We start from the raw sequence: 26957 nt of genomic DNA on the forward strand, positions 1-26957 counted from the left end.
CCAAACCGCAGCGCCATTTTAAATAAAACCTCATGCAAGCATAGCATTGGTTCGCAACCTAAAAAAAGCCACCGAGTTGGTGGCTTTGATTCTAAAATAGAAATAAATACATTATTCTTTAGATGCTTGGATATATAACATTTCCAATGCAATGGATGCCGCCGCTAATGCAGTAATCTCAGATTGGTCATAAGCGGGAGCCACTTCCACTAAATCCATACCCACAATATTTAATGGCTGTAAACCGCGCAGCAATTTCAATGCACGGTCTGAGGTTAAGCCACCCACAACAGGTGTCCCTGTTCCCGGTGCAAACGCAGGGTCAAGACAGTCAATATCGAATGTCAAATATACTGGCATGTCACCAACAATATCTTTAATCTGCGCGATCATGTCATCTACTCCACGATCGTTGACTTGCGCTGCATCTAACACTGTAAAACCGTTGTCACTATCGTGCTCAGTACGAATACCGATTTGCACTGAACGGGTTGGGTCAATTAGCCCTTCTTTCGGCGCATGATAGAACATAGTGCCATGATCATACTGGCTGCCATTACCATAAGTGTCAGTATGAGCGTCGAAATGCACTAATGCCATTTTACCAAAGTGTTTTGCATGAGCACGTAACAGCGGCAGTGTCACAAAATGGTCACCGCCAAATGTTAAGCAACGTTTACCCGATTCAAGTAGCTTTTCCGTATGAGCTTGCAGTTTATCGCACATGTCTTGAGCATCACCGAAAGCAAACACAACATCCCCACAGTCAACCACCTTTAAACGCTCGGTTAATTTAAATTTCCACGGCCAACGATGGCTTTCCCATGCAAGATTAGTAGAAACTTGGCGAATTGCCGCAGGGCCATGACGACTTCCAGCGCGCCCTGACGTCGCCATATCAAATGGTACACCTGTGATCACCCACTGGGCATCTGAACTATAAGGTTGAAAATTCAGCGGAAAACGTAAGAAACCAAATGCGTTAGAAACCAGTGAATTATCAACTTGATTGCCTAAAGTACTATTAATCATTTCTGTTCCTCAAAATGAACCTGCCTATTAGCAAGCCCTTTTAATATTCGATTCGAATGGTTTTTATCTAATTAACTTCGCACAGTATAAATAATAAACAAATCATGTTATTTGCACAAAGTTATTATCTGCAATACTCTCAACTCATGCGCTAAATAGTTCGAGCTGTCGCTAGGCGGCAAACAAGGATATCTCGGGGAGCATACACAAGTATGTGACCCGAGTAGCCGAGTGCAGCCAACACCGCCACTCTACAAAATATAACGTGCATAATGCTCTAAATAGTTCGTGTTGTGGCTAGGCGGCAAACAAGAATATCTCGGGGAGCATACACAAGTATGTGACCCGAGTAACCGAGTGCAGCCAACACCGCCACTCTACAAAATATAACGTGCATAATGCTCTAAATAGTTCGTGTTGTGGCTAGGCGGCAAACAAGGATATCTCGGGGAGCATACACAAGTATGTGACCCGAGTAACCGAGTGCAGCCAACACCGCCACAGCACGAAATATGACGAGCATTAGATAACTTATTCGTCTTCGAGTACTATCAGTACTGGATCCTAATCCAAAAAAATTAGTTATTACAATGAATTATAATTCATACTCACATGCTAATGAGTTTAGTTTTACATGAATATTACATGATTATATCAGGCTCCAGTACTGATATGGTAGCGTTATGATAAGTACAAAACTGAAGCTCAATGTGTTCTCGCGACAAAGTTACTTGCCTTTAGTACTCGAATTATTGAGAGTCAGGGGGAATATACTGATTTTATGAATACTTAAAGTAATCCCTTACTGAAGTAAAAAATGATGTGGTTTTTATATCATTGAAGTAAAAGTTCAGTACTTAATATAGATAATTAGTAATGAAAATAAAAATAACTGAATTATAAATTTATACTACTTTTAAAAGTAAAGTAATTGTATTCTTATTCTATTTAAATGAAATGCATAATAATTTAAATAGAACTTGAATTATATCCCCTCGGTATTGCTTTTATTTTATTGAGTTTAGAATTCAGTACCTTATGCTTGTTAATAATTATTTTACGATATTATCGTGATAAGAAAATTGATATGCAAGAAAATTTATTTAAAGAAATTATGCTAAAAATGAAAATTATGCGTTATAATAAGGTCGTTAGAACGATTATTTGAGAAATGGTTTTATGTAATGAAATTATTTTCAGGAATGATGTGAAAAATTTAAAAGCATGCGTTATAATTCACTCAGTACAGTTAGTTAAAAAAATTACTTTTAAGTAACATATTATTAAGTGAAATGCATAATTAATAGTTCATGTGGTAACATGGATATGTGAAATTGATCTTATCATAAAGAATCAGATGGCATTTTAACAACACTATTTTTATAAAACTTTTATTGGAGGAATATATGAAAATAGAAACAAAATATTTAATAGCGAAATTACTCAAGGAGAAAACATGATAGAACATAATCGTTATAATAGAAGAAGGAATAAAATACTTACAAATAGAAAAACACTAAACAAAAGCGTAAGAAAGAAGAAAAGATTAGATTCTATTTCTCTTACATATGAACAGTACCTGAATATTATAATCAGTGACATATCTTACTGTAGGATCTGTAATCTTCTTAAGATGAATATAAGTAAAGCTTTCTTTCGTGATCTGATTAGTAATAAAATCCCCGAATACTCGGGTTGGTATGCCAAAGCTAAATCTATGTATTCTATAAGGAAGTACATATAATACTTTTGATGTAATACATTTCAACATATAACTTTTACAATCTTTTTTGTTAGAAATGGATTGTAAAAGTTATTTAACGACAACAAGGATAAAAAAGTTGAATAAACTTAAATACGTATCTGCACCTTGTGGAGCAGGTAAAACGCATTACATATGTAATGAAATTAACAATAGTAATGATAAATTTTTAATTGTTCAATGTACTCAAGAACTAATACGAGATACAGCAAAAAAGATTAAAGATTGTAAACCTATCACTACTGACTCAATATCTAATGGTAAGCGAGTTATTGATCATGTTATAGATTTCATGAATAGTCCAAGTAATAGAACACTAATCATTTCAGATAAAACTTTTTTTAAAATACCTATAGAACTCTTATCTGGATGGGTTATATATTTAGATGACGTAACTAACTTTCATGAATTTAAATTAATAAATGAAGGTAACACCAAGATAAAGGAAGTAATAAAAGATGAATTGATATGTAATATTAAAAACCTCGATGGTAGCGAAGAGTATATAATAGCAGATAGTAAATTAAAGTCGCATGGAGATATTGTTAGTAATATTTCCAATGACTTTTCAATTATGAAAAACAATCATATTTTAATAATGAATAAGAGTTATTTTTTAGACTCGGATAAAACGCAATTAAGCATAACAGGTTTTAAAGACCTTAATAGATATGTTGAACTAGATATAACATTCTTTAGTGCTAATTTTGAAAACTCATTGATATATAAAAAAACAAAAAAATTTTAAAAAAGGAAAACATTCAAAGCTTACTTACTAGAAAAATTCCTCTTAAAGATAGAATTAAGGTTTATTATTTTTCAGAAAAGATACAACTCTCGAAAACCTGGAAGAAAAATAATCCTGAAAAACTAAAGAAAATATATAATTACTTGAATGATAAGCTTAAATATGAAGAATTTTATTGGACAAAAAACAGAGCTGACATTCAAAAACTTAATGACGGTACAAAGATAAGCCCAGATCCTAGAGGCTTAAATCAGTATAGTAAGATTAAAACCTGTGTATGGCTTGCTTGCATGAGGCCATCAGATGTAGAAGCAACTCAATGTAAATTATTTTTTGAACTATCTATGGCAGAAGTTCATCATGCTAGAGAATATGAAAGTTTGCATCAGTTTGTACTTAGAGGGATATCAAGAGATTATAATAGTACTGAGATACAGACTGTTTATGTTTTCGACAAATTTCAGGCAAACTATCTCACTGATAATATTGAGTATATAGATCTTGGCCTTGATGACGATGAATGTGCACTGAGAGGAAGACCAAAAGGCTCTACAAACAAAGAAAAACGTTTTACTCTTTCTAATACAAAAGCTAGCCGCTTCAGTCGCTGGAAAGCAAATAACCCAGAGCTTAATGTTTCGGAATTTAATAAATTTCTATCAAGCCAAATCAATAAAGATCTCAATGAAGAAGAAAGAAATGAAATGTACAATAAGTACGAGAAAGCAATTCAAAAGAAAAATAAATAACCCTGCTCTTTGTCAGAAACACTATCAGACATTCAAAATGTGTCATAAAAATAATCCCTATAATTATATAAGGGAATAAATTTCGGACATATCAATGAGGAAGGGCAATTTAAATTCTTTTTATTGCTCATTTAGTAAACCGCAAGCTCGCTGCGGTGAGCTATGTGAGCAATAAAAGGAATTTATTGCGTGTCTAGGTCTCGCAAGAGACTAGACTCAGTTACCAAACGAATAAGAATGTATATTATTTTTCTTCGCAGAAGATTACTCTCTTGGCGAGAGCAATCACTGGTATTTCTTCTTTTATTTCGTTTTTTTCGCGAAAAAAACTCATAACGAAAAAATACCTGCACTAAATCAGTACTGAACTAAAAAGTACTATTACTGACCTTAGAATATGCCCATGTCGAGCGTTAGCGAGTACATGGCTAAGTGAGCTAATTTAATTTTTTTTCGCAGAAGATTACTCTCTTGGCGAGAGCAATCACTGGTATTTCTTCTTTTATTTCGTTTTTTTCGCGAAAAAAACTCATAACGAAAAAATACCTGCACTAAATCAGTACTGAACTAAAAAGTACTATTACTGACCTTAGAATATGCCCATGTCGAGCGTTAGCGAGTACATGACTAAGTGAGTTAATTTAGTACTGGATTAGTACTGAACTGAAGAGAACTATCATCGATCTTAGAATATGCCCATGACGAGCTTTAGCGAGTACATGGTATTTCAAAGATTATATGACCTAATAACATTGATCGTTATCTCCTATTGATTGAATAGTTATCGATAGGCTTAATAGATTTTAACGATCGTTTTTGTTTAATTGATCGTTTTTATCGATCAATATTTTAGAGTGTGATATAATTGCTTCAATTAAATGTAAAAATCTAATCAAGGAGAATTAGGTGCCTCAACTAATAGCTATTGTTATCACTACATTTTTAGCTGTATTAGTCTATAAAAAAATGTCTAGATACTTTAAGGGGAAAGGATTAGGCAAAGGTTCCATATTTTTTGTGGCTTTTATTCCGTCTGTATTGTTATATATTGTAATGTATTCAGTACTTCATAATCTTACATCTCCTACTATCGTTCTTAAGTATAAGAATACAGATAATGAAATTGTATACTTAGAGTTTAATGATAAAGATCCATTAGAAATGTCACTTTATAAGAGTATAAAATCTTATCCTATTGGTAGTGTTGAATTTGCGAGAGCAGTTAATATATATTTAAGCTATGGAATAAGTTTGAAAGATTTTGATGAAAAAATTCGTCCAGATTGCCAAAAAGATTTTAATAAATTAAGTTCATGGTATGGTGAGCAAGTGAAGTACTGGCAGCAATTTCCCGTGCATGTGCGAAATGTTGAAATACAAAAAGCATTGGAACTACTAACCAAAAAACAGAAAATAGTTATACCGAAAATGGAGGAGTGTTTCTATACTGAATCTCAAAAATTAACCAATCGCATCCCAAGAAACCCTGACGCTTTTAAATTTAAATATATGGCAACGACATTTTAGTTGGATTTAGTCTGAACAATAGTTAGGTGGGTGTCAATACATTTTATTTAATTCATTAAATAATAAGATGATACAATTTAATTGATTAATATTTAACCAGTTAAAAACACAATCTTATCTAATAACCACTGTTAATAGTCATTTAACATAGAATGGGGTTTTTTATGAATCCGTTAGTACTATTTTTAATTAGTATGTTAATAGGAATATATTGTTATATAAAGTTGAATAAATGGTGCATTAAAAGTAATATAAATGGATTTATTAAATATATTTTTTTGATTGGAATTAGCTTTATTGGATTTATACTAACATTTGTAATGTTAGTATTGGTATTCAATACAAACAAGAATACAGAGAATAACATACCAAAAAATAGTTTGAATAATTCCAGTAAAGTCCCAGTATCTAGGGAAGTTGAGCGTTCGATAGTAAAAGGAAGCTCAGAATATGAAAAAGAAATATTTTATGTTGCTTACTGTTACGGCTACTCAACTGCGGTTCCGAATAATCGAAAAATGGCTAAATTTTATAGTGAAAAATTTGATATATACTTTTATCAAGTATTAGAGCAAGCAGACAGGAATCCATATCAATTTATCTCATGGCGAGATGGAATGGTGAAATATAAAAATATAGGTATAAGATCATATTCTAGTAATAAAAATAAAACAGTAGATCAAAAAATGTGTGATACGTATTACGATCTTGCAGGTAATATATAATAGTCTTCCAATAAATTAGAGTGAGTTGCATAAACTCACTCTTTACTTAAAGTAAAACCTTTGAATGCTATGATATCAATAGGATTTTCCTATATAGATATAATAAGTAAAAAAAATAAGCTATGTTTGTTGGTTAACTGATCGTAATTTCTTGACTCTAAAAACTGTAGCTCGACCACAATCACAAAGCTTAGCTATTTCATCAGCAGTATATTTTCCAGTTTCTAGCATTTCACCTATTTTACTATGCAGTACTGCATTTTTTTGTTTTCCTTTGTATTTTCCAGCCTTTTTAGCAATAGCAATACCTTCGTCTCTTCTAGATGCAATAATACCTCGTTCAAACTCTGCCACTGCTCCCATCATCGTCAAAATTAGCCTTGAAGCGGGAGAATTATCAAAACTCATGTTATTGTCTAAGAACCTAACAGTGATTCCTTTTTCTACTAACTCATCCACTAGCGATAAGAGTTCTTTAGTATTACGGGCTAATCTATCGATAGACTTTATAATGAGAGTATCACCTTCCCTTAAATGCGATAATAGTAATAGTAGTTCTGGCCTATCGTTAATATTTTTCCCTGATACTTTTTCTTGAATCACTTTGTTGCAGATAGGTTCAAGTACTGAAAGCTGCCTTTCTAGATTTTGATCTTTTGAAGAAACTCGAACATAGCCGAATATCATATTAAGCCCTTTAGTATCATTTACTATACCAAAATGATACTAAATCATATAGATGGGATCAAGTACTAAATGATACTATTTTAGTTGAATTAGGCGGGTATCATTAGGGAGTAGTTAAAAGACTACCATTAGAATAGTTATGAAAATCAAAACAAGCTATACTCATTGTTATTTGATTACAAGGAAAGAATATGAAACAAGAACATCTAAAAAAACTAGAATCCTTAGAATATGAAGTTAGGGATTTTCATCCTATACTTAAGCAACTATTTTCACGTTTACCATCAATAACCCAAGTAGAGTATAAGCAGGGGCCAAATGAAAAAGGGGCTGACTTTGTTTTAATAAAAAGAGATGAATCATTAGACGAAGAGCGATACATTGGCATAATTTGTAAAATTGGTAAAATTACACAGTCAAATAGTGAAGTCGATAGGCAAATTGAAGAATGTCAATTATTTGAGAGATTCATTCAAGGTGCGGCAAAAAAAATCTATCTTAATGAAATTTGGGTTGTTAGTAATACTACTATATCTAGCAACGCTGAAGAAAAATTTTATCAAAAATATAAAAATACAAATATACGGTTTCTTAGTGGTGAAAAAGTTGTAAGTTTAATTACTAGGCATTATCCTGAGTTTTGGGATTATAATAGTGTTAACTTTGGTCAATACTTTTCAAGTACATTATCTTTAATGTCTAAAGGAAATGACTCTTCATTTTTTGGCCCTGTAGGGATTAATGAGTATATTGAGCAAAGAATAATAAAAGAATCATCAAAAAAACATAAACAAAAACCAATTACTTTATATAATGCAATTCAAAATGAGCGTTATATATTTCTTGAAGGTACTGTTGGATCAGGGAAGAGTACAATATTAAAACAGCTGATATCAAAACTTCAAATTGATGTCGAAAAAAATGAAAACTATATGATACCTATATTATTTCAATATTCTGATATCATTACTAATAATTGTAGCATTGATGACTTAATAAAAAGCACGCTTAAATCCAATAATTTACCAGAAGATAAGCCATTGATTTTTATTGTGGATTCAGTCGATGAGGTAAATGAATCTCTCCCAGAAAGATTACATAATTTCACAAATATTGTTAACTGTATATCAAAGCTAGATAATGTTAAATTAGTGGTAGCATCTAGAACAATGGACTCTGTTCAAGATTATGACCTTATTGATAGAATGTTTTCTAGATTTTCCATATTACCTCTTAGTATTTACCAAATAATAAATTTTGTAGATAAGATATGTAATGATATGGATATCTCAAACAAATTAAAAAATGGGATAGAAAAAACACCTTTATTTAAATGTATACCACGGACTCCTATTAGTGCTATTTTATTAGCAAGAATATTGAAGGATGAAATTAAAGAGTTACCATCTACTATGACTGAATTATACTCTAAATATACGGAGATAGTACTGGGACGGTGGGATACTTCAAAAGGATTGTTATCTCAAATAGAATATGACGTCATGAATAATATATTATTAGAGTTATCTAGTTATATGATGAAAAATTCTTTAACATGTGTTTCTATTTCAGAAATAAGAGATATTTATTTAAGTTATATAGAAAAAAGAAAAATAAATATTGATGAGGATAAGCTTTTCAATCGCTTGATCTACAAAAATGAAATTGCCTTCGTAAATGAAAAAAATCAAACCTACAGCTTCATTCACCGCTCTTTTATGGAGTATTTTTATGCTGAGTTTATGAGGAAAAATAATTCAGCAATAATTGATGAAGAAATTTATGAAATTTATTGGTCAAATAGTTACTTTTTTTATTTTGGATTATTAAGAGATAGTGAAGAAACATTAACACTGGTTAATAATATCAAAGCTTCTTCTAATAGAACTAGATTTTTGAAATTGTTTTTTAATGGAAGTTTTTTGTTAGCAGCCTACTTAACACCATATAATAAGATTAAAGAGGGAGTTTATGATGCATTCATGGATGCTGGTAAGCTATTAGAAGATACATTATGTGGAAATACTGATACCCCTTTAAATAATTTAACACCTATGTCCTTATTGTGCATTTTTACTAAATGTTTGAATAATAATTATAGTTATGATTTTTTTAGAGAAGCATTAGAATATTCAATAGAAAGGATCTATAATTCTAGAGATGTGGGAGCATATGTTAATTATGCAAAATATTTTATTGCATCATGCCTTAATGAATTAGGGGACTCTGAATCATTTGATGACCTAATCCAAGATAAAGATTTAAATATATTAATCACTCTTGGAATTAGGCATAACATTGAAGATTCAAATAACTCAAGTAAATCTGTAGATAAGTATTTGAAGAAACATTTTAAGACAGTAAGAAAAAACCCAATAATGAAAGACTACATATATTCTTTATATGAAAAGCCCACTCAAGAACTAACTGCTAATAATAAAATTGACATGAATAAATGATTTTAAAATAGAAATACCCATTAATTGGGTATTTCTATTTTATTTACTATTCTATAATTCATATTTAAAATCTTGAATGCTGCAAAATCCACATTTGGAATCGCTATAACAATTTTTTTTGCACCTTTTTGCCTTAGCCAACAAGTTCTATGCCTACCATTCCATATGCTAAATTTATTATTAACCATTGTCACTAAAGGAACAAAAAAATAATTTTTATAAAACCATACATTTTTGGTTTTTTTTCTTAATTTAGACTGTACGTTTAGCTTTTCATATTTATCCATTAAATCATATACATGCTCTATTTTAACTCTTAGGTATATTACTTGTGATACACAGTCGTTAACAAAAACTTTGTAAGTTTTCGTTTTCGTTTTCGTTTTTCTTTTTAGCATTTTTTTTATTTTCATGGTTTATCTCCTTTGGATTTTAAAAATTTGCGTTTTAATGGGGGTTAAATATAATTTAATTACTTAGTTAATATTATTTACTAATGAAGCCTATCGTAGGCACTAGTGGATAGTATCTAATAGATATTATTTTAGAGTATTTATTGAAAATCAACATTTGGTTATTTCAACCACATTATAACGCATGCTTTTAAATTTTTCACATCATTCCTGAAAATAATTTCATTACATAAAACCATTTCTCAAATAATCGTTCTAACGACCTTATTATAACGCATAATTTTCATTTTTAGCATAATTTCTTTAAATAAATTTTCTTGCATATCAATTTTCTTATCACGATAATATCGTAAAATAATTATTAACAAGCATAAGGTACTGAATTCTAAACTCAATAAAATAAAAGCAATACCGAGGGGATATAATTCAAGTTCTATTTAAATTATTATGCATTTCATTTAAATAGAATAAGAATACAATTACTTTACTTTTAAAAGTAGTATAAATTTATAATTCAGTTATTTTTATTTTCATTACTAATTATCTATATTAAGTACTGAACTTTTACTTCAATGATATAAAAACCACATCATTTTTTACTTCAGTAAGGGATTACTTTAAGTATTCATAAAATCAGTATATTCCCCCTGACTCTCAATAATTCGAGTACTAAAGGCAAGTAACTTTGTCGCGAGAACACATTGAGCTTCAGTTTTGTACTTATCATAACGCTACCATATCAGTACTGGAGCCTGATATAATCATGTAATATTCATGTAAAACTAAACTCATTAGCATGTGAGTATGAATTATAATTCATTGTAATAACTAATTTTTTTGGATTAGGATCCAGTACTGATAGTACTCGAAGATGAGTAACCAGTACTGAAAGGTTAGGTGCTAATATAGTACCTAACCTTTATTTTCAATGTGTTATGTGAATATTCGCGTGCTGATGGTAAAAACTTAGCTATGTTGGAACAACATGGCTAAGTTCGGTCAATTGCTTCTTTCATCAGAAAAATAGGCTCTTTCCCTCTGTATACGCTATCAGTCATAGTACTACTACTGTGACCAAGTATGCTAAACCTTATATGGTCGGGAAGGTCTGATATATCTCTTAGCCTATCACTCATAGCGTATCGATAGTCATGTGGGCTATGCTTTTCATCTATTTTTTTAAATAGGTTTGCTACAGCATTAGATACTGGATTATGAACAGTCCATGGAAATACAGGCTTCTCATTCATAATTCCGCTTTGAAGTAAATTTTTATGAATTGGTATAGTTCTTATACTACTTGAATTTTTAATCCTCTTACCATCCCTATCATTAACACTTATACAAGCTATTTTTTGTCCTTTATCTGCAATGTAGACATAATCCTGCTCTGTTAACTGTATACATTCGGTAACTCTCATACCTGTGTAATATAGTACCTGTATAAGCCACCACAGATGAGATTTGTGCTCTATAAGTTCAAGTACTTTTTTGTGTGATTCAGTGGATACTGAGATTCTAGGGTTAATTTTTTTAATCTTCTTATATCCCATATTACTAAAAGGGTTTTTAGTAATATAATCCCTTTTATCAGCGGCAAAGCTAAAAAGAGCTGATACTTTCTTAAACATGGATTGGCTAGAGAATTCAGACTTATACTTATTCTTTAAAGCTTTTTTAAAACTAGCTACCTTTGGTTTGTTAAATGATTGAATATCTTTATCACCATATAGGCTAATTAAGTAATCAATCGCAGCCTTGTTACCTTTAAATGTTAATGGCCTCCATTCAGATTTCATTTCGTTGTACCACTCATCAGCAACTTGGCTAATTTTATGCCCTTTAGCTTGAAAGCGGCTATCATTCTGCTGTCTATTAGGTAAATTCCCGCTATTAATCCAATAAATGTAGTTTGCCTCTAAATGGATCCCTTCTTCGATGAACATATCTCGCTCATTCATTAAATGTGCTCTGATCTCATCAAAATCAGTGCATTCTTTTTTTAATCGATGAAAAGTACTAAGTAGAATTTTTGAACGTTTATGAGCGATTTGTAGATCTCTAGTTCTCAAGTCAAATCGAATTAGCTTTCCTACATATGACTTTTGCCAAATATAATAACCACGAGAATTACATGAAATATACATGAAATGTACATGTGCCATTGGTGCCCCTTGATTTACCATCAGCACGCGAATATTCACATAACACATTGAAAATAAAGGTTAGGTACTATATTAGCACCTAACCTTTCAGTACTGGTTACTCATCTTCGAGATAAGTATACCCATACAACCCGTTCTCGAACTCTGCCACAAAATCTTTCTGTAGCTGCTCACTCAGCCCCGTCCCTTTAACTTGCTCAGTAAAGCTTTCTAATAACACTTCAGGAACCAGTTTAACGTATTGCAGCATATCAGCCACGGAGTCGCCTTCTTCACTTTGTAAGTAACGCACATTACCTTGGCTATCAACCCATACATCTATCGCAGCGGTATCACCGAATAAATTATGCATGTTGCCTAAAATTTCCTGATATGCACCAATCATAAAGAAACCAATCATTGGTGGGTTTTCTGGGTCATAAGCAGGCATTGGCATGGTGGTTTCAACCCCATCGCCATCGACATAATGGTCAATAATACCGTCAGAATCACATGTTATGTCTAACAATACAGCACGGCGGTCTAATGGTTTATCTAGCCCCTCAATCGGCAATACAGGGAAAACTTGGTCAATACCCCATGAGTCTGGTAATGACTGGAATAAGGAGAAATTAACATAGAACTTATCTGCCATACGTTCTTGAAGTTCATCGATTATTGGACGATGAGCACGGTTACTCGGGTCCAAATCTTGTTGAATACGGCGGCAAATATTAAGATACAACTCTTCAGCCCATGCACGTTGAGTTAAATCTAAAACACCATGTGCGTATTGGGTATGCGCTTCTTGTAAGTCAAACTGACTATCATGTAACCATTCACGCAACGAGCGGCTATTCCCTTGATGTTGCATCGATTCCCATGTGTCCCACAATGAAATAAGTGAGCGCGGGGCATCTTCATTTGGTGGTGATGTCTTAGTAAATTCGTTGCGCTCTACACCAATCACATTGGAAACTAAAACGGTATGATGCGCCGTTAACGCACGGCCAGATTCAGTGATAACCGTTGGGTGTGGTAACCCAAACTCTTCACAAGCATCACCAATAGCCCAAATCACGTTGTTAGCGTATTCATTTAAACCATAGTTAACTGAGCAATCAGATTGGGAGCGAGTCCCCTCATAGTCAACACCTAGACCACCGCCCACATCAAAACATTGAATATTGACGCCTATACGATGTAGTTCCACATAAAAACGCGCGGATTCACGAACACCCGTGGCAATATCACGAATATTTGCCATCTGAGAACCCAGATGAAAATGAAGCAGTTGCAAGCTGTCTAAACGACCTGCATTACGCAGGATTTCGACTAACTGTAATACTTGAGTCGCAGCCAAACCAAATTTGGATTTTTCACCACCACTAGCTTGCCATTTACCAGACCCTTGCGAAGCAAGACGGGCACGTACCCCTAAGCGTGGAGTGACATCGAGGCTTTTAGCTTCTGCGAGTACCATCTCAATTTCGGACATTTTTTCGATCACCAGATAAACTTTGTGACCTAATTTTTCCCCAATCAGAGCTAAGCGAATGTATTCACGGTCTTTATAACCGTTACAAACAATCACTGTCTGTGTTTTGCCTGCATTGGCTAAAACAGCCATTAACTCTGCTTTAGAGCCCGCTTCTAGCCCTAATGGTTCCCCCGAATTGACTAAAGATTCAATCACACGGCGTTGTTGGTTGACTTTGATAGGATAAACAAGGAAATAATCCCCCTTGTAGCCATAAGATTCACGAGCACGTCTAAACGCCGCATTTATTGAGCGAAGGCGATGCTGTAGAATTTGTGGGAAGCAAAACAAAGCAGGTAAACGTAAATGCTGTTGTTCTTCTTTGACCTCGTTTACAAGGTCAGCTAAATCAACAAAGGTGTCAGGGTTTTCAGGATTAGGGCAAACACAGACATTTCCGCGCTCATTCACCTGATAGTAACCACCACCCCAATACGCAATATTGTAAGTCTGGCGCATTTTGCGAGCGATATTATCATTCATAACAAACTCCTAATATGGAGGGGTGAGTGACGCGTTCTCCTTCCGATGCATGTAATTACGACATGGCACGACAAGACAGTTATGTCGGGGAAACGGCAATACTCAGATTTTAATAAAAAGTGCTTAGAACATCTAAACAGTGACAATATACGACCTTAAGCTGACAAATTAATGACTCAGCCTCAAAGGTGTATTAGAGATGTGACGGTAACTTCGTGATGAAGTAAAGAATGACAGGAAAGTAAACGCCAATGTCACGCGGCGATCCGCAAATGACGGTTGGATACTGTTATTCAGTAGATTATGGTTCATTCCCCATTAACCCCCAATATAACTGTTTAACCCTTTAAAATTTCAATGTTGTAGCACTATTTTGGCAGGTTGACCTGTTGATTTAAGCTATATCACCTTGTTTTTTATTGAAATTCAAAAGTTTATAAACATTCCTGATAGATAGCAGGGATTTTATTTTACCTGCTGGTATATAACGGGAAATAACAACCATCCGTTACGGTCGCTGTTTATACATCTATTACGCTCAAAAAGCAAAACCAAAATAACTAAATTGAGATAAAACTTTATGGGTCGTTGTTTTGTGCTCTAGCCGTTTTTTGTATAAATAGAGGTAGAAATTTTTGCTGTATGAGACTAAAATAGACGTCTAGATGTTAAAACATCCAATTATAAATCTGCGAATTCTTAAGGTATTAATCTCATGGCTACACATCTCTTTACTTCTGAGTCTGTATCAGAAGGGCATCCAGATAAAATTGCTGATCAAATCTCTGATGCAGTACTTGATGCTATTCTAGAACAAGACCCGAAAGCTCGCGTTGCCTGCGAAACCTACGTCAAAACAGGTATGGTGATGGTTGGGGGAGAAATCACCACCAGTGCTTGGGTTGATATTGAAGAAATCACACGCAAAACGGTTCGCGAAATCGGTTATACCAGCTCCGAAATGGGCTTTGATGCCAATTCATGTGCGGTCTTAAGTGCCATTGGTAAACAATCACCTGATATCAATCAAGGTGTTGATCGTATCGACCCATCAGAACAAGGTGCAGGTGACCAAGGTCTTATGTTTGGTTATGCCACTAATGAAACTGATGTATTAATGCCAGCGCCAATTACTTATGCACATCGCTTAGTTCAACGCCAAGCAGATGTACGTAAAAATGGCACCTTACCTTGGTTACGTCCAGATGCAAAAAGTCAGGTTACCTTTCAATATGACAACAATAAAATTGTCGGTATTGATGCGGTGGTTTTATCCACTCAGCATTCTGAAGAAATTCAACAAAAAGACCTGCATGAAGCCGTAATGGAAGAAATCATTAAACCTGTTCTTCCTGCTGAATGGTTAAGTTCTGCAACTAAATATTTTATTAACCCAACAGGTCGCTTTGTCATTGGGGGCCCAATGGGTGACTGTGGTTTGACTGGCCGTAAAATCATCGTTGATACATACGGTGGTATGGCTCGTCATGGTGGTGGTGCTTTTTCTGGTAAAGACCCTTCTAAAGTCGACCGCTCCGCGGCTTATGCTGCACGCTATGTTGCAAAAAATATTGTGGCTGCAGGGCTTGCAGACCGCTGCGAGATCCAAGTTTCTTATGCTATTGGTGTCGCTGAGCCAACCTCTATTATGGTCGAAACATTTGGTACGGCTAAAGTAGATGAATCGTTATTAATTAAATTAGTACGTGAATTCTTTGACTTACGCCCTTACGGTTTAATTAATATGCTTGACCTTCTACACCCAATTTATCAGCAAACTGCATCATATGGCCATTTTGGTCGTTCGCAATTCCCTTGGGAAAAAACGGATAAAGCTGAATTATTGCGCAGTGCCGCTGGCTTATAATTTATTTAGTTAATACCGTAAAGTAAAAAACCCATCTGCTAATGATGGGTTTTTATTGTCGATAATATCGTCATATAAATGGCTTAATTTTTTTGTGTAAATTGGAAAATTGCCATTCCTGCTATCATAGCTAATGTAAATATAACCCCTTGAGTAACCCCCATTCCTGTTAATAGCAAGGCAGGTCCTGGGCAAATACCTGCAAGCCCCCATCCAACACCAAATAACACGCTGCCCGTAATCAGCTTTTTATCAATTATTTGGTTAGTTGGTATTTGTAATGGACAACTCAGGATACTTACTCGTTTTCTTTTGATAAAAACATAGGAAACCCCACTAATCACCATTGCCACTGCCATTGTGACAAGTAAGGACGGGTCCCAATTCCCCGTAATATCAAGAAAGGATAGAATTTTAGCCGGGTTTCCCATCCCCGCTATCACCAAACCTAAACCAAATAATATTCCTGATATCAGTGCAATTATAATTGGCATTCACTTATCCCCTTAGCCCGTACTGGTTAGCAAGCGCTACGGTTACAAAAGCCACAAGCATAAAAATAATTACGGCAACAATGGAGCGACGAGAAAACCTCGACATACCGCAAATGCCATGGCCACTGGTACATCCCCCCCTAAACGCGTGCCAAAGCCAACAAATAGACCTGCTAGAATTAAAACTGGTACGCTAGCCGTAATATTTACTTCTGGCGTATAAGCAAACCAAGTGAATAACAACGGGGCAATCATCAATCCAATGATAAAAGCCGCCTTCCATGCCGTATCACCTTTTATCGGTCTTAGTAAACCACCTAAAATGCCGCTAATCCCTGCTATTCGTCCGTTAAAAACTAATAAAATTGCCGCTGCCAACCCAATCAGCACGCCCCCTATCGCAGCGGATATCGGGGTAAAATTAGCCCAATCAATCACCATGTTAGTTCTCCTTTGCCGGGCAATAAAGTTGATATAACGTATTAAGTAGCGTGAATAGTTTTTCATCTGCTATTGCATAGTAAATGCGTTTACCCTCACGACGAGTTGTCACTAAGCCTTCATTTCGTAACACAGTCAGTTGTTGTGATAAGGTGGGCTGTTGGATACCCAGTTGTTCCTCTAATTCACTGACGCAAGCTTCCCCCTGTGTTAATTGGCAAAGTAGGATTAAGCGATCAGGATTCCCCAGTGTTTTTAATAATGATGCAGTTTGTGTTGCTGCTTGCTTCATCGCAAAAAGCAATTCTTCTGGTGTATTATTCATATAGTCACGTTAGTTATCTTTATTATGTATTATTATAATATATATTTTTATATAATAATCGTCAAATTTTACTTGTTTGCCTTGCTCACCTTCACGTATCCTTAACTTATGAAAACGATTAGAGTCCCTATTTTTTTACAGCAACGAGTCATGAGCACCCTACGGGAAAAGCTCGCGTTGGCGGAACAAAAACTTGAACAAGCTTTTCCAGAACCCAAACTCAATTACAAACAACGCGGCACAACAGCTGGTAGTGCTTACTTAAAAGAATGGGAAATTCGTATTAATCCAATATTACTAATTGAAAATACACATCTTTTCATCGATGAGGTTGTTCCTCATGAACTGGCTCACTTATTGGTTTTTAAGGTGTTCGGTCGACAGGGAATTGCGCCCCATGGCAAAGAATGGAAATGGATGATGCAACATGTGCTAGAAGTGGATGCAAACCGTACTCATCGTTTTTCAGTCGCAACAGTAAAAAGTAAAACCTTTAATTATACCTGTGCCTGTAAAACAACCCATGAATTAACAATACGTCGTCATAACAAAGTGATGAGAGGTGAAAACCAATATTTGTGTCGTCGATGTGGGGAAATTTTAAAACCGAAGGAAGTTAGTGCCGCTACGGCAGAAAATTAACCTTCCGCCGTAGCAAATTCAACATGTCTCTTAAGCAAACTCCGTCATCACTAATTTGGCAATTTCGAAGTAGATAATCAAACCTGTGCCGTCAATAAAAGTCGCAATAAACGGTGCCGATACGACTGCTGGGTCTACTTTTAGTTTCTTTAATACCATTGGTATAATTGAAGAAACAATCGCACTCCACATAGTGATAGCGACAATTGTTAAGCTTACAACAATCGTTACTTCGTGACCAACGCCTAAGATCCAAGCACGAATTAAAGCAGCCCCACCAATAGTGACAGCAACTAAAAATGAAGTAGAAACCTCTTTTTTCAGCACTGCACCAAGGTTACGTAAGCTAACTTCTCCCAACGCCATTGCACGAACTAGCGTTGACGTAATTTGAGTACCGCTGTTGCCACCAGTACCAATCAATAATGGGATAAAGAACGCAAGTGAAATTGCTGCTTCAAGTTGTTCTTCAAATGCTTTTAATACTGTCCCTGTATAGGCTTCAGCGACAAATAACATTAACAACCAAACTACACGTTTACGCCACAGTGTTACTGGACTAGTCGTTAAATAAGGCTCATCAAGCGGTGTCGTTGCGCCTTGTAACTGCGCATCAAGTGTATTCTCATCTTCAATCAGTTCTGCGATATCTTGCGGACGCAAAACACCCATTAATTTGCCAAATTGCACAACAGGGATCATATCTAGACCACTATGGTTAATCAGGTCATAGACATCATGACGAGATTGTTCTGGTGCAACCGAAAAATAATTGTGCCGCATAATATCAGACACTAATAAATCTTCTGGAGAAGCTAACAATGATTTAACTGAAAGAATTCCATTTAAATAATTGTCGCTATCAACAACAAATAAATAAGTCGGAATTTGTTCGCCATCAAGGTGTTCAATAAGGTTTTGTTTTACACAGGCGATTGAATCTGCGACAGAAACTGGTAGATATGATTGGCTCATATATGCACTAACAGTTGCGTCATCAATTTTAGGCTGCTGTGTATTGTGGTTTTTAAGGCGCGTGCCTTTCATCGCGGATTGAGCAATTGCAACTGCTCCCGCTTTGTTTTGAGAAGTGAATGTCATTTTTTTAGTCCCTATTACTGTTGGTTACTCAAACAGTACTCAAATAGGGGCGAAACCAGATGAGAGAATGCAAAAGCTATCTCTTCGTCTCGGTTTTAGCACTATACAACGTATCCTGTATTGAGCAGGAAGTTACATGGGGATATACCTTCGGTCGATATATCCTGTCCTAATCTTGGGCGTCTCTCGACGTCGTCAGATCAGTAACCTATGTTTGTATAGGAGCCTCGCCTAACGAGATACTGCACTTTGGATGCGGCGCGAATTATACCCATTGATAAATTAATTACTAGTCTCTATCTACGTTTTTTTACGCATAGTAAACTTATTGTTTAGGGTTTGTTTAAGTTTATATTTAATATAAATTCATCAAGTAACAATTTGTAAAAAACAATAAATTATAATGTTTTTGTTATAAAAACATTATAATAAAACAGTAACCACATCAATAATAACCAAGAAAACAAAAATAACATTAAAGATATAATTTAATAAAATTAATTAAATTCACCCTTATTCCTTGCCTTACAGCATAAATATCAAAACCCATGACTCCAAGCATTATTAAATAAACCACTCACTCTTTATTGGTGTATCATAAATTACTAACACTAATTATTTGAGTGGTTTTTAAAACCAACAACAATCAAATTTAAAAATTAATTAGTAAGAAAATACACTTAAAGCGATATTTAATTCGAATATATTAACAAAAAATGAATTATTAATTCTTAATAATAATTTTTAGATGTCAATTCAGAATTAAATATCACTAGAATTATCTTAGAATATTTTCTAATTTATTTAACAGTGAAAGTTTTATTATGGATAAAGTAATTGTAGGTATGTTAACAAATTTAACATACAGAGTGAATGATGAAATAAAAATCGCAGCAATTTCAGCATTAGGCGATTTTAAAGCAACAATTGAATATCATGATGCCATCATACGCATCATAGATTTATGCCAAGACCCAAATAAAGAAGTCGCAGTTTCAGCAATTAATACATTGAGTAAATTGTCTGTTTATTTCATACATAGTCCAAAAATAGAACACTAAAAACCCTTATTATGCGTACGTTAAATTTATATTATTTCGTATTGTGTAGCACTGCCCCATTATTTTTATAATGAGACAGCCTAACGACGTTAAATAACCTTACTCGATTTCAGTGTCGCCTTGTAATTGGCAGCTGCAGGCTAAAACATAACCTTCGGCAATCTCTGCTTCAGTCAATGTCATCGTACTGGATGTGGTGTAATTTCCTGATAATACCTTTGTTTTACAACTACCACAGACACCTGCACGGCACGCCGCGATAACCGGCTGTTTATTTTGTTCTAATGCAGACAATAAAGAGGTACCAACTGGTACTTTAAAATTCACTAAACGCTGACGAATTTTTAATGTCAGAACATCTTCGCTATCAATAGCCTCTGGTTCGGTAGAAAAGCGCTCCATAAAGAATTGCTCAGCAGGGACGCCTAAATTTGCAGCAAATTGCTGCGCATTTTTCATATATGGAACTGGGCCACATGTCATTACGATACGTGAATGAATATCGGGTACTAGTACTTTTAGTTTTTCTTCGGTTAAACGACCCTGTGCAACCTCCCCATTATCTGGAGTTTCAGCCATTACACACAGCTGTAGCCTATCTGGATATAATTGGGTTAATTGTTGCCATTCTTGTGCAAAAATGACTTGTTGGTTATCGCGAACATTGAATAATACTTTGACGTTTGCCTCAGGACGATTTGCCATTAGCCAACGAGTCATAGACATAATCGGCGTCACGCCACAACCTGCCGCCAGCATTAAATATTGTTGGTTTTCTACATTAGCGCAAGTGAATTCCCCTTGAGCGGCTGAAAGCCAAAGGTAATCACCCTCTTTAACAGAACGTGTGAGCCAATTTGACCCCATACCATCTGCTAATCGCCTGACTGTAATCGAAATAAAACGACTTTGCCCTGGTGATGATGAAAGAGTATAAGCACGCATGACCTCATCACTATTTTTAATACTAACCAAAGCATATTGCCCTGGTGAATACATATAGAAATCGTGATTAATAAGATTGATAGTCCAAACATCCGCTGTTTCTTGAATAATAGAATGAATTTGCATCCTATTTGGACATAAACTGCTTGGCATTGTCATTGCTTCACTCCTTTATAGGGGGTCACAGCCCCCTTCTCTCATATCGGTATTTTAAACGGGTTCAGTCGTCTTACTAATTATGCAGGTAAAATTTCAGCGAGATCTTGCTCTACCGTGGTGATGCTACGCATACCAAACTTCTCATTTAACACATTTAATAAGTTTTCGGTTAAGAAACCTGGGGCTGTTGGACCGGTATAAATATTTTTCACACCTAGCGCCAATAGTGTTAATAGAATAACAATCGCTTTTTGTTCAAACCAAGATAGAATCAAGCTTAGTGGTAAGTCATTGATACCACACCCAAGTTTCTCTGACAGATTGACCGCCAGCATGATTGCGGAATAAGCATCATTGCACTGACCAACATCCAATAAACGTGGTAAACCTTCTAATGTACCGAAGTCCAATTTATTAAAACGATACTTACCACACGCTAATGTTAGGATCAGGCAGTCCTCAGGTACGCTACGTGCAAAATCAGTGTAGTAACTTCTTTCACCACGGCTACCATCACAACCCCCTACTAAGAAGACATGACGCAGTTTTTTCTGTGCGACTAAATCAATCACCGCATCAGCAGCGCCTAATAAAGTTTGGCGTCCAAAACCAACCGTGATTTTGTGTTCAATTTCGGTATATGGGAACCCTGCTAGTGATTGTGCTTGCGCTATCATGTCAGAAAAATCATCACCAACTAAGTGTTTAGCTCCCGGCCAGCCGACAATGCTGCGCGTCCAAATTCTGTCTTTATATTGCCCAACATCAGGGTCAATAATACAGTTTGATGTCATCAAAACAGGCCCAGGGAATTTAGCAAATTCAACTTGCTGGTTTTGCCACCCACTGCCATAGTTACCGACGAGATGAGCATATTTTTTCAGTTCTGGATAACCATGTGCGGGTAACATTTCACCATGGGTATAAATATTGATCCCTGTACCTTCTGTTTGCTCGAGTAACATTTTCAGATCTTTTAAATCATGGCCTGAAATCAAGATACATTTACCTGCAACAGGGCGAACATTAACCTCAGTTGGCACTGGATGACCAAACTCACCGGTTTCACCCGCATCTAATATTTCCATGATTTTAAAATTCATCAAACCAATTGCCATTGAGTTATCAAGCAATTCATTCATGTCTGATGGCAACGTACCTAGCCAAGCCATAATGTTATGGTATTGGCCATAAACCTCATTATCATATTGGCCTAGTACATGAGCATGTTCCATGTAGGCCGCAGCCCCTTTTAAGCCATAGAGGCATAACATGCGTAATCCATGGATATCTTCGCCTACTTCTGCCTTATCGATATCCAAAGAGAATTGTGCTGCTTGTGCCTGTAAGGTAGGAATATCGGTACCGGCTAACTGCAAGTGGATCAAGGGGTGATTAAATACCACAGCACTATTTACTGACTGGCAGTGTTTAATTAATTTATCACGTAAATAAATAGCTTCGCGTGCATAACCAATAATACGGTCTGAATCAAAATTGACGTTAGTTAATGTGGAGAAAAATGCGCGTGGAGCAAAACTATCAATATCATGATCGATAATACCGAGTTCACGAGCCGTAACTGCACTGGCCGATAAGCTTTGCAATACAGCAACTAATAAATCTTGTAGGTCAGAAGTTTCTGCTGTTTTACCGCACATACCCTGCGCGTATGCACAGCCATTACCAGCTGGAGTTCTAATTGTTTGTTCACATTGCACACAGTACATGTTATTCGCCTCTTAAAGTTGCATTTCAAATACAACATTAAGATTACGCTCTTTATTAGAATAAAAAAGTGGAATTGTTAGCTATCTAACCATTTATTGATCTACATTAATGTTTTGTATGAATGAGAACTATTATCAATACTAGAAGTATGATAAACCATCTGCTGCTGGCCTTAGTGTTTATTCATTATTTCAGAATGAATAAGCTGCCCTCATTTTATTTTTTGAAAAATAATCACTATTTATTCCAATATAATTTTCCTATGATAAGGTTTACTTTATCTCTTGCTATACTATGAATGTAAGTTATTGTTATGTAATCACAAAAAGAGAATCAAAAAAAGATGGCACAGGAAAAATTAACAAGTAAGTCCGTAATGAAATATCGTTTCGGTGTACTTAGACGGTTAAAAGAATCAGATAAGACTCCCATAAAGATCTTACTATTAGCCGCAATTATTGGCGCTGCCGTTGGGCTTATTGGCTCTCTATTTATGTTAGGCACCACTTGGATCAGTAACTACCGTACTCAATCTGTTGGCGACTTAGTCATAGATAAATGGTTAGTTATTCCGACTATGTTTGCTGTCTCAGCTATTCTGGCAATGATAGGTTATTATCTTGTTAAACGTTTTTCCCCTGAATCAGGGGGCTCTGGTATCCCCGAAATCGAAGGGGCTCTGCAAGATTTACGCCCTGTTAGATGGTGGAGAGTCATCCCCGTAAAATTTTTTGGTGGCTTAGGAACACTAGGCTCTGGGATGGTATTAGGGCGTGAAGGGCCAACAGTCCAATTAGGGGCTAATATTAGCCAGATGTTCTATGATATTTTTCGCTTAAAAGATAATGAATCTCGCCACACTTTATTAGCTGCGGGTGCAGCCGCTGGCTTATCAACTGCATTTAATGCGCCTCTTGCAGGGATATTATTTATTATTGAAGAGATGCGCCCTCAATTTAAGTACAGTTTAATCTCCATTAAAGCTGTATTCATAGGTGCAGTTACAGCCACTATTGTTTTTAGACTAATTAATGGGGAAGCCGCCTTATTAAATATCGGGCAATTTTCCTCAGCCCCCATGAACACACTTTGGCTCTATTTAGTTTTAGGGCTGTTATTTGGTATTGTAGGGATCTGCTTCAACCGTTTTTTATTATTTTTACAGGATAAATTTCTCGCCTTTTATCAAAATAAAATCTCTCGTTTCGTCTTAATGGGAGGGCTGATTGGTGGGGCTTTTGGTGCTATTGGTGTTTATACCCCTGAAATTGTTGGCGGTGGTTACTCGGTGATCCACCAAATGGTTGCAGGGCAATTTACGATTACCTTAATATTCCTCTTTTTTGCATTACGCTTTTTAACCTCAACAATTAGTTTTAGCTCAGGCGCACCTGGAGGGATTTTTTCTCCCTTACTCGCTCTGGGAACGTTATTTGGTGGTGTTTTTGGCTATGCTGTACTCGAACTATTTCCCCATTACCAAATAGAAGTGGGGACTTTTGCCATCGCAGGCATGGGGGCTTTATTTGCTGCAACGGTAAGGGCCCCTTTAACGGGTATCGTATTAGTTTTAGAAATGACGAATAATTATCAACTTATCTTACCTATGATTATTACTTGTATCGGTGCCACTATGATGGCCCAGTTTTTAGGTGGCAGGCCCCTTTACTCCGTTATATTAGAAAAAACACTTGAGCGTAGTGCAAAAGAAGAGTCAGCAGCGAAAGCGACCATCCCCCCTTCTGCTTAACGTTAGCCATAAAAAAACGGGTTGTTGAAACAACCCGTTTTTTATCAATCAGATAGTTTTATCTTTTTTTGCAATTAGCGTTGCGAAATTAAGCTTAATTCGGTTTCCTTGTGCATCTGTGCGATGCAGATGACCTGGGTTTTCATTATATTTTAAAATTTCCCAGTCTTGATAATAATGTTTTAATTCGCCTGGCTTCAAGAAACATTTAAAAGGAACTAAATCTAATGGAGCATCTGGTGTTTCAACAGCACAGACAATCACATTAATACCACCTGATAACGTATGCTGTTGCATGTTCGCCACCACATCCGCAATCTTTTCACGCTGCAAAAACATCAGTACCACAGTAGAAATAATTAATTGATAATCATCTTGAATTTGGTGGCTATTAATATCGTAAATAGCAGTATGAATATTATCTATACCTGCTTGTTTTTTCACAAAATCAATCGCTTGAATATGTTGCGGATTGATATCGACGGAAGTAACGTCATAACCTTGTAATGCAAGGTAAAAACTGTTCCTTCCACGACCAGAGCCTAAATCCAACGTTTTACAAGGGGCTGATAATTTATTTTCACATAAATACCGAACTTCTGAATGGGGGATCGTTAAACCATACTGCTTATAAAATTTAATTTCTGGTTGGCACAAAAAGGCGAGTTGGCATTCCATATCATCACTACAATTGGAAATACGATGCCAAATTTGTGGTTCGATTATTGGCGGCTGGTTATGAACATCAAAGGTGAAGTGCTGTTCGCTGCCATCTTCATTAAAAATGATAAAATCAAGAGAGCCTTTCAATACCTTTAACTGGGCGTATGTATCCTCTTTTGTATTATGGCGCTCTTGAAACATGAGCGGTAAAGAGGTTTTATTCCAGACCGGCATGGTCTTGTAGCACACAAGTTCATTCATATCATCACCAATAAGTTGCATTTTAAATACATCTTATACCGATAGCTTGAACACTGCAAAGCTTTCATTAATAAAACAATCAGGGTTTTGATACAAATCAACCGCCAGTCAGCACTAGCGGTTGCCCTATGATTCATTACCTAATAATAGATAATTAATAACCTAATTGCTTAGCACTTAACCCTAAGAATTCAAATGGTTTTGTTACCACATAACTGTTGGTCGCATCCCCTGAATAGATATTGCTTTGCTCTACTCCTAAGTCAAGCTTTTTGACTTTCCCTGTTTCAGCAGAAAAATCAATTTTCTTTAAATCGGTCCAAAAAATATTTGGCGTTAATGCGGACTCGAAAAAGTAAAGTTGACGCTTATGATCCACCAAAGTACGCCAACGAGTTGATGATATCTCTGGTGAGTTTTCTGATGTCAAACCATATGGTACAGACACATTGCGAACGACACTAAAAACACTCGCTACCGCTTTGTTAGCTGTTGTTTTTTGAGGGATGGCGTTGATATAGAATTGGGCCCGGGCAAACCTGTCTGCTGAGCGGTTAGTTCCTGGTAACATCACTGTACCACCAATCCCTTGCCAATATTCCTGCATTGCTAATTGCTTTTCATAAATTGGTGAATTAGTCATCACTTGATATTTTCGATTGTGATGAATAACTTGCTTACCATCAATATATTCAATAATAGCGCTATCGCCACTAGCATCTGATAAAGATAAATGTAAGGTCGCCAAACGATCTTGCCCTGGCACATTATCAGTAGCGACGACTAGCGGATTTTTTTCTAAATCAGCAACCGCTTCTTCGACCGTTGCATAGTTATCTAAAACATACTGTGCCCACAATGAAATAGACAATGCAGGTTGTTTATCGTCCACTTGAGGGTATTTTGATTCCGCTAGCCACAAGAGATTTGCTACTAAGCCTTTTTCATTGACCCCATCAGTCGTCGAAATATCATAACCTGAAGCGATCACGCTACCGTATTTTGACTTCCATTGTAGAGAATTTGGCCCAGCAACCCCATTACGCTCCATTCCCCGAGGGAAAACCCAAAGATTGGTACCAATATCGTATTTCCAATCCATTGTTCTACCAGTCATGATTTGCTCGTTGTCACCCAAGTAAAGTACCCGAGTACATGCTTGGCTCACCATAATAGGCATTGATATTGCTGCGATTGTCGCTAGTGCTACGATGCTTTTTTTAACAAACTGCATGCCATCTCCAAAAT

At 35.6% G+C, this 26957-nt stretch carries 21 protein-coding genes, 1 pseudogene and 1 riboswitch; of the genes and pseudogenes, 9 read left to right on the forward strand and 13 right to left on the reverse strand.

All coding sequences use genetic code 11. The annotated features are described in order from the left end of the window. Window positions 1-111: 111 nt before the first annotated feature. On the reverse strand, window positions 112-1032 hold the full coding sequence (gene speB, locus RB151_RS15255; RefSeq protein WP_042845149.1) for an agmatinase: 921 nt from the start codon (window positions 1030-1032) through the stop codon (window positions 112-114). Window positions 1033-2873: 1841 nt separating this feature from the next. On the opposite strand from speB, the gene RB151_RS23745 reads away from it, so the two are divergent. The 4 genes from RB151_RS23745 to RB151_RS15275 all read left to right on the forward strand — a co-directional run bounded on the left by RB151_RS23745 (window position 2874) and on the right by RB151_RS15275 (window position 6543). Continuing rightward, complete coding sequence (locus RB151_RS23745; protein WP_237071470.1) at window positions 2874-3542, forward strand: hypothetical protein; 669 nt, start codon at window positions 2874-2876, stop codon at window positions 3540-3542. A 143-nt stretch (window positions 3543-3685) separates the two neighbouring features. Beyond that, complete coding sequence (locus RB151_RS23750; RefSeq protein WP_237071473.1) at window positions 3686-4291, forward strand: hypothetical protein; 606 nt, start codon at window positions 3686-3688, stop codon at window positions 4289-4291. A 906-nt stretch (window positions 4292-5197) separates the two neighbouring features. After that, window positions 5198-5818 (forward strand): hypothetical protein, encoded by a 621-nt coding sequence (locus RB151_RS15270; protein WP_071548290.1) that lies wholly within the window; start codon window positions 5198-5200, stop codon window positions 5816-5818. A 164-nt stretch (window positions 5819-5982) separates the two neighbouring features. Next, window positions 5983-6543, forward strand: a complete 561-nt coding sequence (locus tag RB151_RS15275; RefSeq protein ID WP_071548291.1) for a hypothetical protein — start codon at window positions 5983-5985, stop codon at window positions 6541-6543. A 120-nt stretch (window positions 6544-6663) separates the two neighbouring features. On the opposite strand, the gene RB151_RS15280 is transcribed toward RB151_RS15275, so the two are convergent. Beyond that, entirely contained in the window at window positions 6664-7230 is a 567-nt protein-coding gene (locus tag RB151_RS15280) for a recombinase family protein (protein WP_071548292.1), read from the reverse strand. Window positions 7231-7421: 191 nt separating this feature from the next. Between RB151_RS15280 and RB151_RS15285 the strand changes: the two genes are divergently transcribed. Next, a complete protein-coding gene (locus RB151_RS15285; protein WP_006661141.1) occupies window positions 7422-9689 on the forward strand; it encodes an NACHT domain-containing protein in 2268 nt (755 codons plus the stop codon). 20 nt (window positions 9690-9709) lie between these two features. Here the strand turns inward: RB151_RS15285 and RB151_RS15290 are convergent, their stop codons facing one another. The 3 genes from RB151_RS15290 to speA form a co-directional block, all read right to left on the reverse strand. After that, window positions 9710-10102 carry a hypothetical protein gene (locus tag RB151_RS15290; protein ID WP_071548293.1) on the reverse strand — a complete coding sequence of 131 codons (393 nt, stop codon included), beginning with the start codon at window positions 10100-10102 and terminating at the stop codon, window positions 9710-9712. Window positions 10103-11091: 989 nt separating this feature from the next. Further along, window positions 11092-12267 (reverse strand): tyrosine-type recombinase/integrase, encoded by a 1176-nt coding sequence (locus tag RB151_RS15295; RefSeq protein ID WP_071548294.1) that lies wholly within the window; start codon window positions 12265-12267, stop codon window positions 11092-11094. A 97-nt stretch (window positions 12268-12364) separates the two neighbouring features. After that, window positions 12365-14269 (reverse strand): biosynthetic arginine decarboxylase, encoded by a 1905-nt coding sequence (gene speA / locus RB151_RS15300; protein WP_048607955.1) that lies wholly within the window; start codon window positions 14267-14269, stop codon window positions 12365-12367. Between the two features lie 715 nt (window positions 14270-14984). Here speA and metK point away from each other — a divergent pair. Next, window positions 14985-16136 carry a methionine adenosyltransferase gene (metK, locus tag RB151_RS15305; RefSeq protein ID WP_042845152.1) on the forward strand — a complete coding sequence of 384 codons (1152 nt, stop codon included), beginning with the start codon at window positions 14985-14987 and terminating at the stop codon, window positions 16134-16136. Window positions 16137-16219: 83 nt separating this feature from the next. On the opposite strand, the gene RB151_RS15310 is transcribed toward metK, so the two are convergent. The 3 genes and pseudogenes from RB151_RS15310 to RB151_RS15320 form a co-directional block, all read right to left on the reverse strand. Beyond that, entirely contained in the window at window positions 16220-16630 is a 411-nt protein-coding gene (locus tag RB151_RS15310) for a DUF6691 family protein (protein ID WP_042845154.1), read from the reverse strand. Between the two features lie 4 nt (window positions 16631-16634). Continuing rightward, window positions 16635-17071: pseudogene (locus RB151_RS15315) on the reverse strand (YeeE/YedE family protein). A gap of 1 nt (window position 17072) precedes the next feature. Continuing rightward, window positions 17073-17396, reverse strand: coding sequence for an ArsR/SmtB family transcription factor (locus tag RB151_RS15320; protein ID WP_042845157.1), 324 nt, complete (start codon window positions 17394-17396; stop codon window positions 17073-17075). Window positions 17397-17504: 108 nt separating this feature from the next. Here RB151_RS15320 and RB151_RS15325 point away from each other — a divergent pair, with 108 nt between their 5' ends. Next, entirely contained in the window at window positions 17505-18038 is a 534-nt protein-coding gene (locus tag RB151_RS15325; protein ID WP_042845158.1) for a SprT family zinc-dependent metalloprotease, read from the forward strand. Window positions 18039-18068: 30 nt separating this feature from the next. Here the strand turns inward: RB151_RS15325 and RB151_RS15330 are convergent, their stop codons facing one another. Beyond that, window positions 18069-19139 (reverse strand): magnesium transporter, encoded by a 1071-nt coding sequence (locus RB151_RS15330; protein WP_042845160.1) that lies wholly within the window; start codon window positions 19137-19139, stop codon window positions 18069-18071. A gap of 73 nt (window positions 19140-19212) precedes the next feature. After that, window positions 19213-19385, reverse strand: a riboswitch (M-box (ykoK) riboswitch). A 578-nt stretch (window positions 19386-19963) separates the two neighbouring features. On the opposite strand from RB151_RS15330, the gene RB151_RS15335 reads away from it, so the two are divergent. Then, entirely contained in the window at window positions 19964-20200 is a 237-nt protein-coding gene (locus RB151_RS15335; RefSeq protein WP_042845162.1) for a HEAT repeat domain-containing protein, read from the forward strand. A gap of 99 nt (window positions 20201-20299) precedes the next feature. Here RB151_RS15335 and hcr read toward each other — a convergent pair whose 3' ends face one another. Together hcr and hcp are read right to left on the reverse strand one after the other, a co-directional pair. After that, window positions 20300-21304, reverse strand: coding sequence for an NADH oxidoreductase (gene hcr, locus RB151_RS15340; protein ID WP_042845164.1), 1005 nt, complete (start codon window positions 21302-21304; stop codon window positions 20300-20302). Window positions 21305-21381: 77 nt separating this feature from the next. Then, complete coding sequence (gene hcp / locus RB151_RS15345; RefSeq protein ID WP_042845165.1) at window positions 21382-23034, reverse strand: hydroxylamine reductase; 1653 nt, start codon at window positions 23032-23034, stop codon at window positions 21382-21384. Window positions 23035-23378: 344 nt separating this feature from the next. Between hcp and clcA the strand changes: the two genes are divergently transcribed. Beyond that, on the forward strand, window positions 23379-24785 hold the full coding sequence (clcA, locus tag RB151_RS15350; RefSeq protein WP_048607958.1) for a H(+)/Cl(-) exchange transporter ClcA: 1407 nt from the start codon (window positions 23379-23381) through the stop codon (window positions 24783-24785). A gap of 48 nt (window positions 24786-24833) precedes the next feature. On the opposite strand, the gene tehB is transcribed toward clcA, so the two are convergent. Both tehB and RB151_RS15360 read right to left on the reverse strand, forming a co-directional pair. After that, complete coding sequence (tehB, locus tag RB151_RS15355) at window positions 24834-25730, reverse strand: SAM-dependent methyltransferase TehB (protein ID WP_071548295.1); 897 nt, start codon at window positions 25728-25730, stop codon at window positions 24834-24836. A 133-nt stretch (window positions 25731-25863) separates the two neighbouring features. Next, entirely contained in the window at window positions 25864-26943 is a 1080-nt protein-coding gene (locus RB151_RS15360; protein ID WP_048607959.1) for a linear amide C-N hydrolase, read from the reverse strand. Between the last annotated feature and the right edge of the window lie 14 nt (window positions 26944-26957).

Source organism: Providencia rettgeri (assembly GCF_001874625.1).
GTDB lineage: Bacteria > Pseudomonadota > Gammaproteobacteria > Enterobacterales > Enterobacteriaceae > Providencia > Providencia huashanensis.

Excerpts from the sequence above, each read along its gene's own strand:
- RB151_RS15310 (WP_042845154.1), bottom strand. The coding sequence starts at position 16,630 with ATGCCAATTATAATTGCACTGATATCAGGAATATTATTTGGTTTAGGT.
- hcp (WP_042845165.1), bottom strand. The coding sequence starts at position 23,034 with ATGTACTGTGTGCAATGTGAACAAACAATTAGAACTCCAGCTGGTAAT.
- RB151_RS15320 (WP_042845157.1), bottom strand. The coding sequence starts at position 17,396 with ATGAATAATACACCAGAAGAATTGCTTTTTGCGATGAAGCAAGCAGCA.
- RB151_RS15280 (WP_071548292.1), bottom strand. The coding sequence starts at position 7,230 with ATGATATTCGGCTATGTTCGAGTTTCTTCAAAAGATCAAAATCTAGAA.
- RB151_RS15285 (WP_006661141.1), top strand. The coding sequence starts at position 7,422 with ATGAAACAAGAACATCTAAAAAAACTAGAATCCTTAGAATATGAAGTT.
- RB151_RS15275 (WP_071548291.1), top strand. The coding sequence starts at position 5,983 with ATGAATCCGTTAGTACTATTTTTAATTAGTATGTTAATAGGAATATAT.
- RB151_RS15295 (WP_071548294.1), bottom strand. The coding sequence starts at position 12,267 with ATGGCACATGTACATTTCATGTATATTTCATGTAATTCTCGTGGTTAT.
- tehB (WP_071548295.1), bottom strand. The coding sequence starts at position 25,730 with ATGCAACTTATTGGTGATGATATGAATGAACTTGTGTGCTACAAGACC.
- RB151_RS15290 (WP_071548293.1), bottom strand. The coding sequence starts at position 10,102 with ATGAAAATAAAAAAAATGCTAAAAAGAAAAACGAAAACGAAAACGAAA.
- speA (WP_048607955.1), bottom strand. The coding sequence starts at position 14,269 with ATGAATGATAATATCGCTCGCAAAATGCGCCAGACTTACAATATTGCG.
- RB151_RS15325 (WP_042845158.1), top strand. The coding sequence starts at position 17,505 with ATGAAAACGATTAGAGTCCCTATTTTTTTACAGCAACGAGTCATGAGC.
- RB151_RS15330 (WP_042845160.1), bottom strand. The coding sequence starts at position 19,139 with ATGACATTCACTTCTCAAAACAAAGCGGGAGCAGTTGCAATTGCTCAA.
- speB (WP_042845149.1), bottom strand. The coding sequence starts at position 1,032 with ATGATTAATAGTACTTTAGGCAATCAAGTTGATAATTCACTGGTTTCT.
- RB151_RS15360 (WP_048607959.1), bottom strand. The coding sequence starts at position 26,943 with ATGCAGTTTGTTAAAAAAAGCATCGTAGCACTAGCGACAATCGCAGCA.
- hcr (WP_042845164.1), bottom strand. The coding sequence starts at position 21,304 with ATGACAATGCCAAGCAGTTTATGTCCAAATAGGATGCAAATTCATTCT.
- metK (WP_042845152.1), top strand. The coding sequence starts at position 14,985 with ATGGCTACACATCTCTTTACTTCTGAGTCTGTATCAGAAGGGCATCCA.
- clcA (WP_048607958.1), top strand. The coding sequence starts at position 23,379 with ATGGCACAGGAAAAATTAACAAGTAAGTCCGTAATGAAATATCGTTTC.
- RB151_RS15335 (WP_042845162.1), top strand. The coding sequence starts at position 19,964 with ATGGATAAAGTAATTGTAGGTATGTTAACAAATTTAACATACAGAGTG.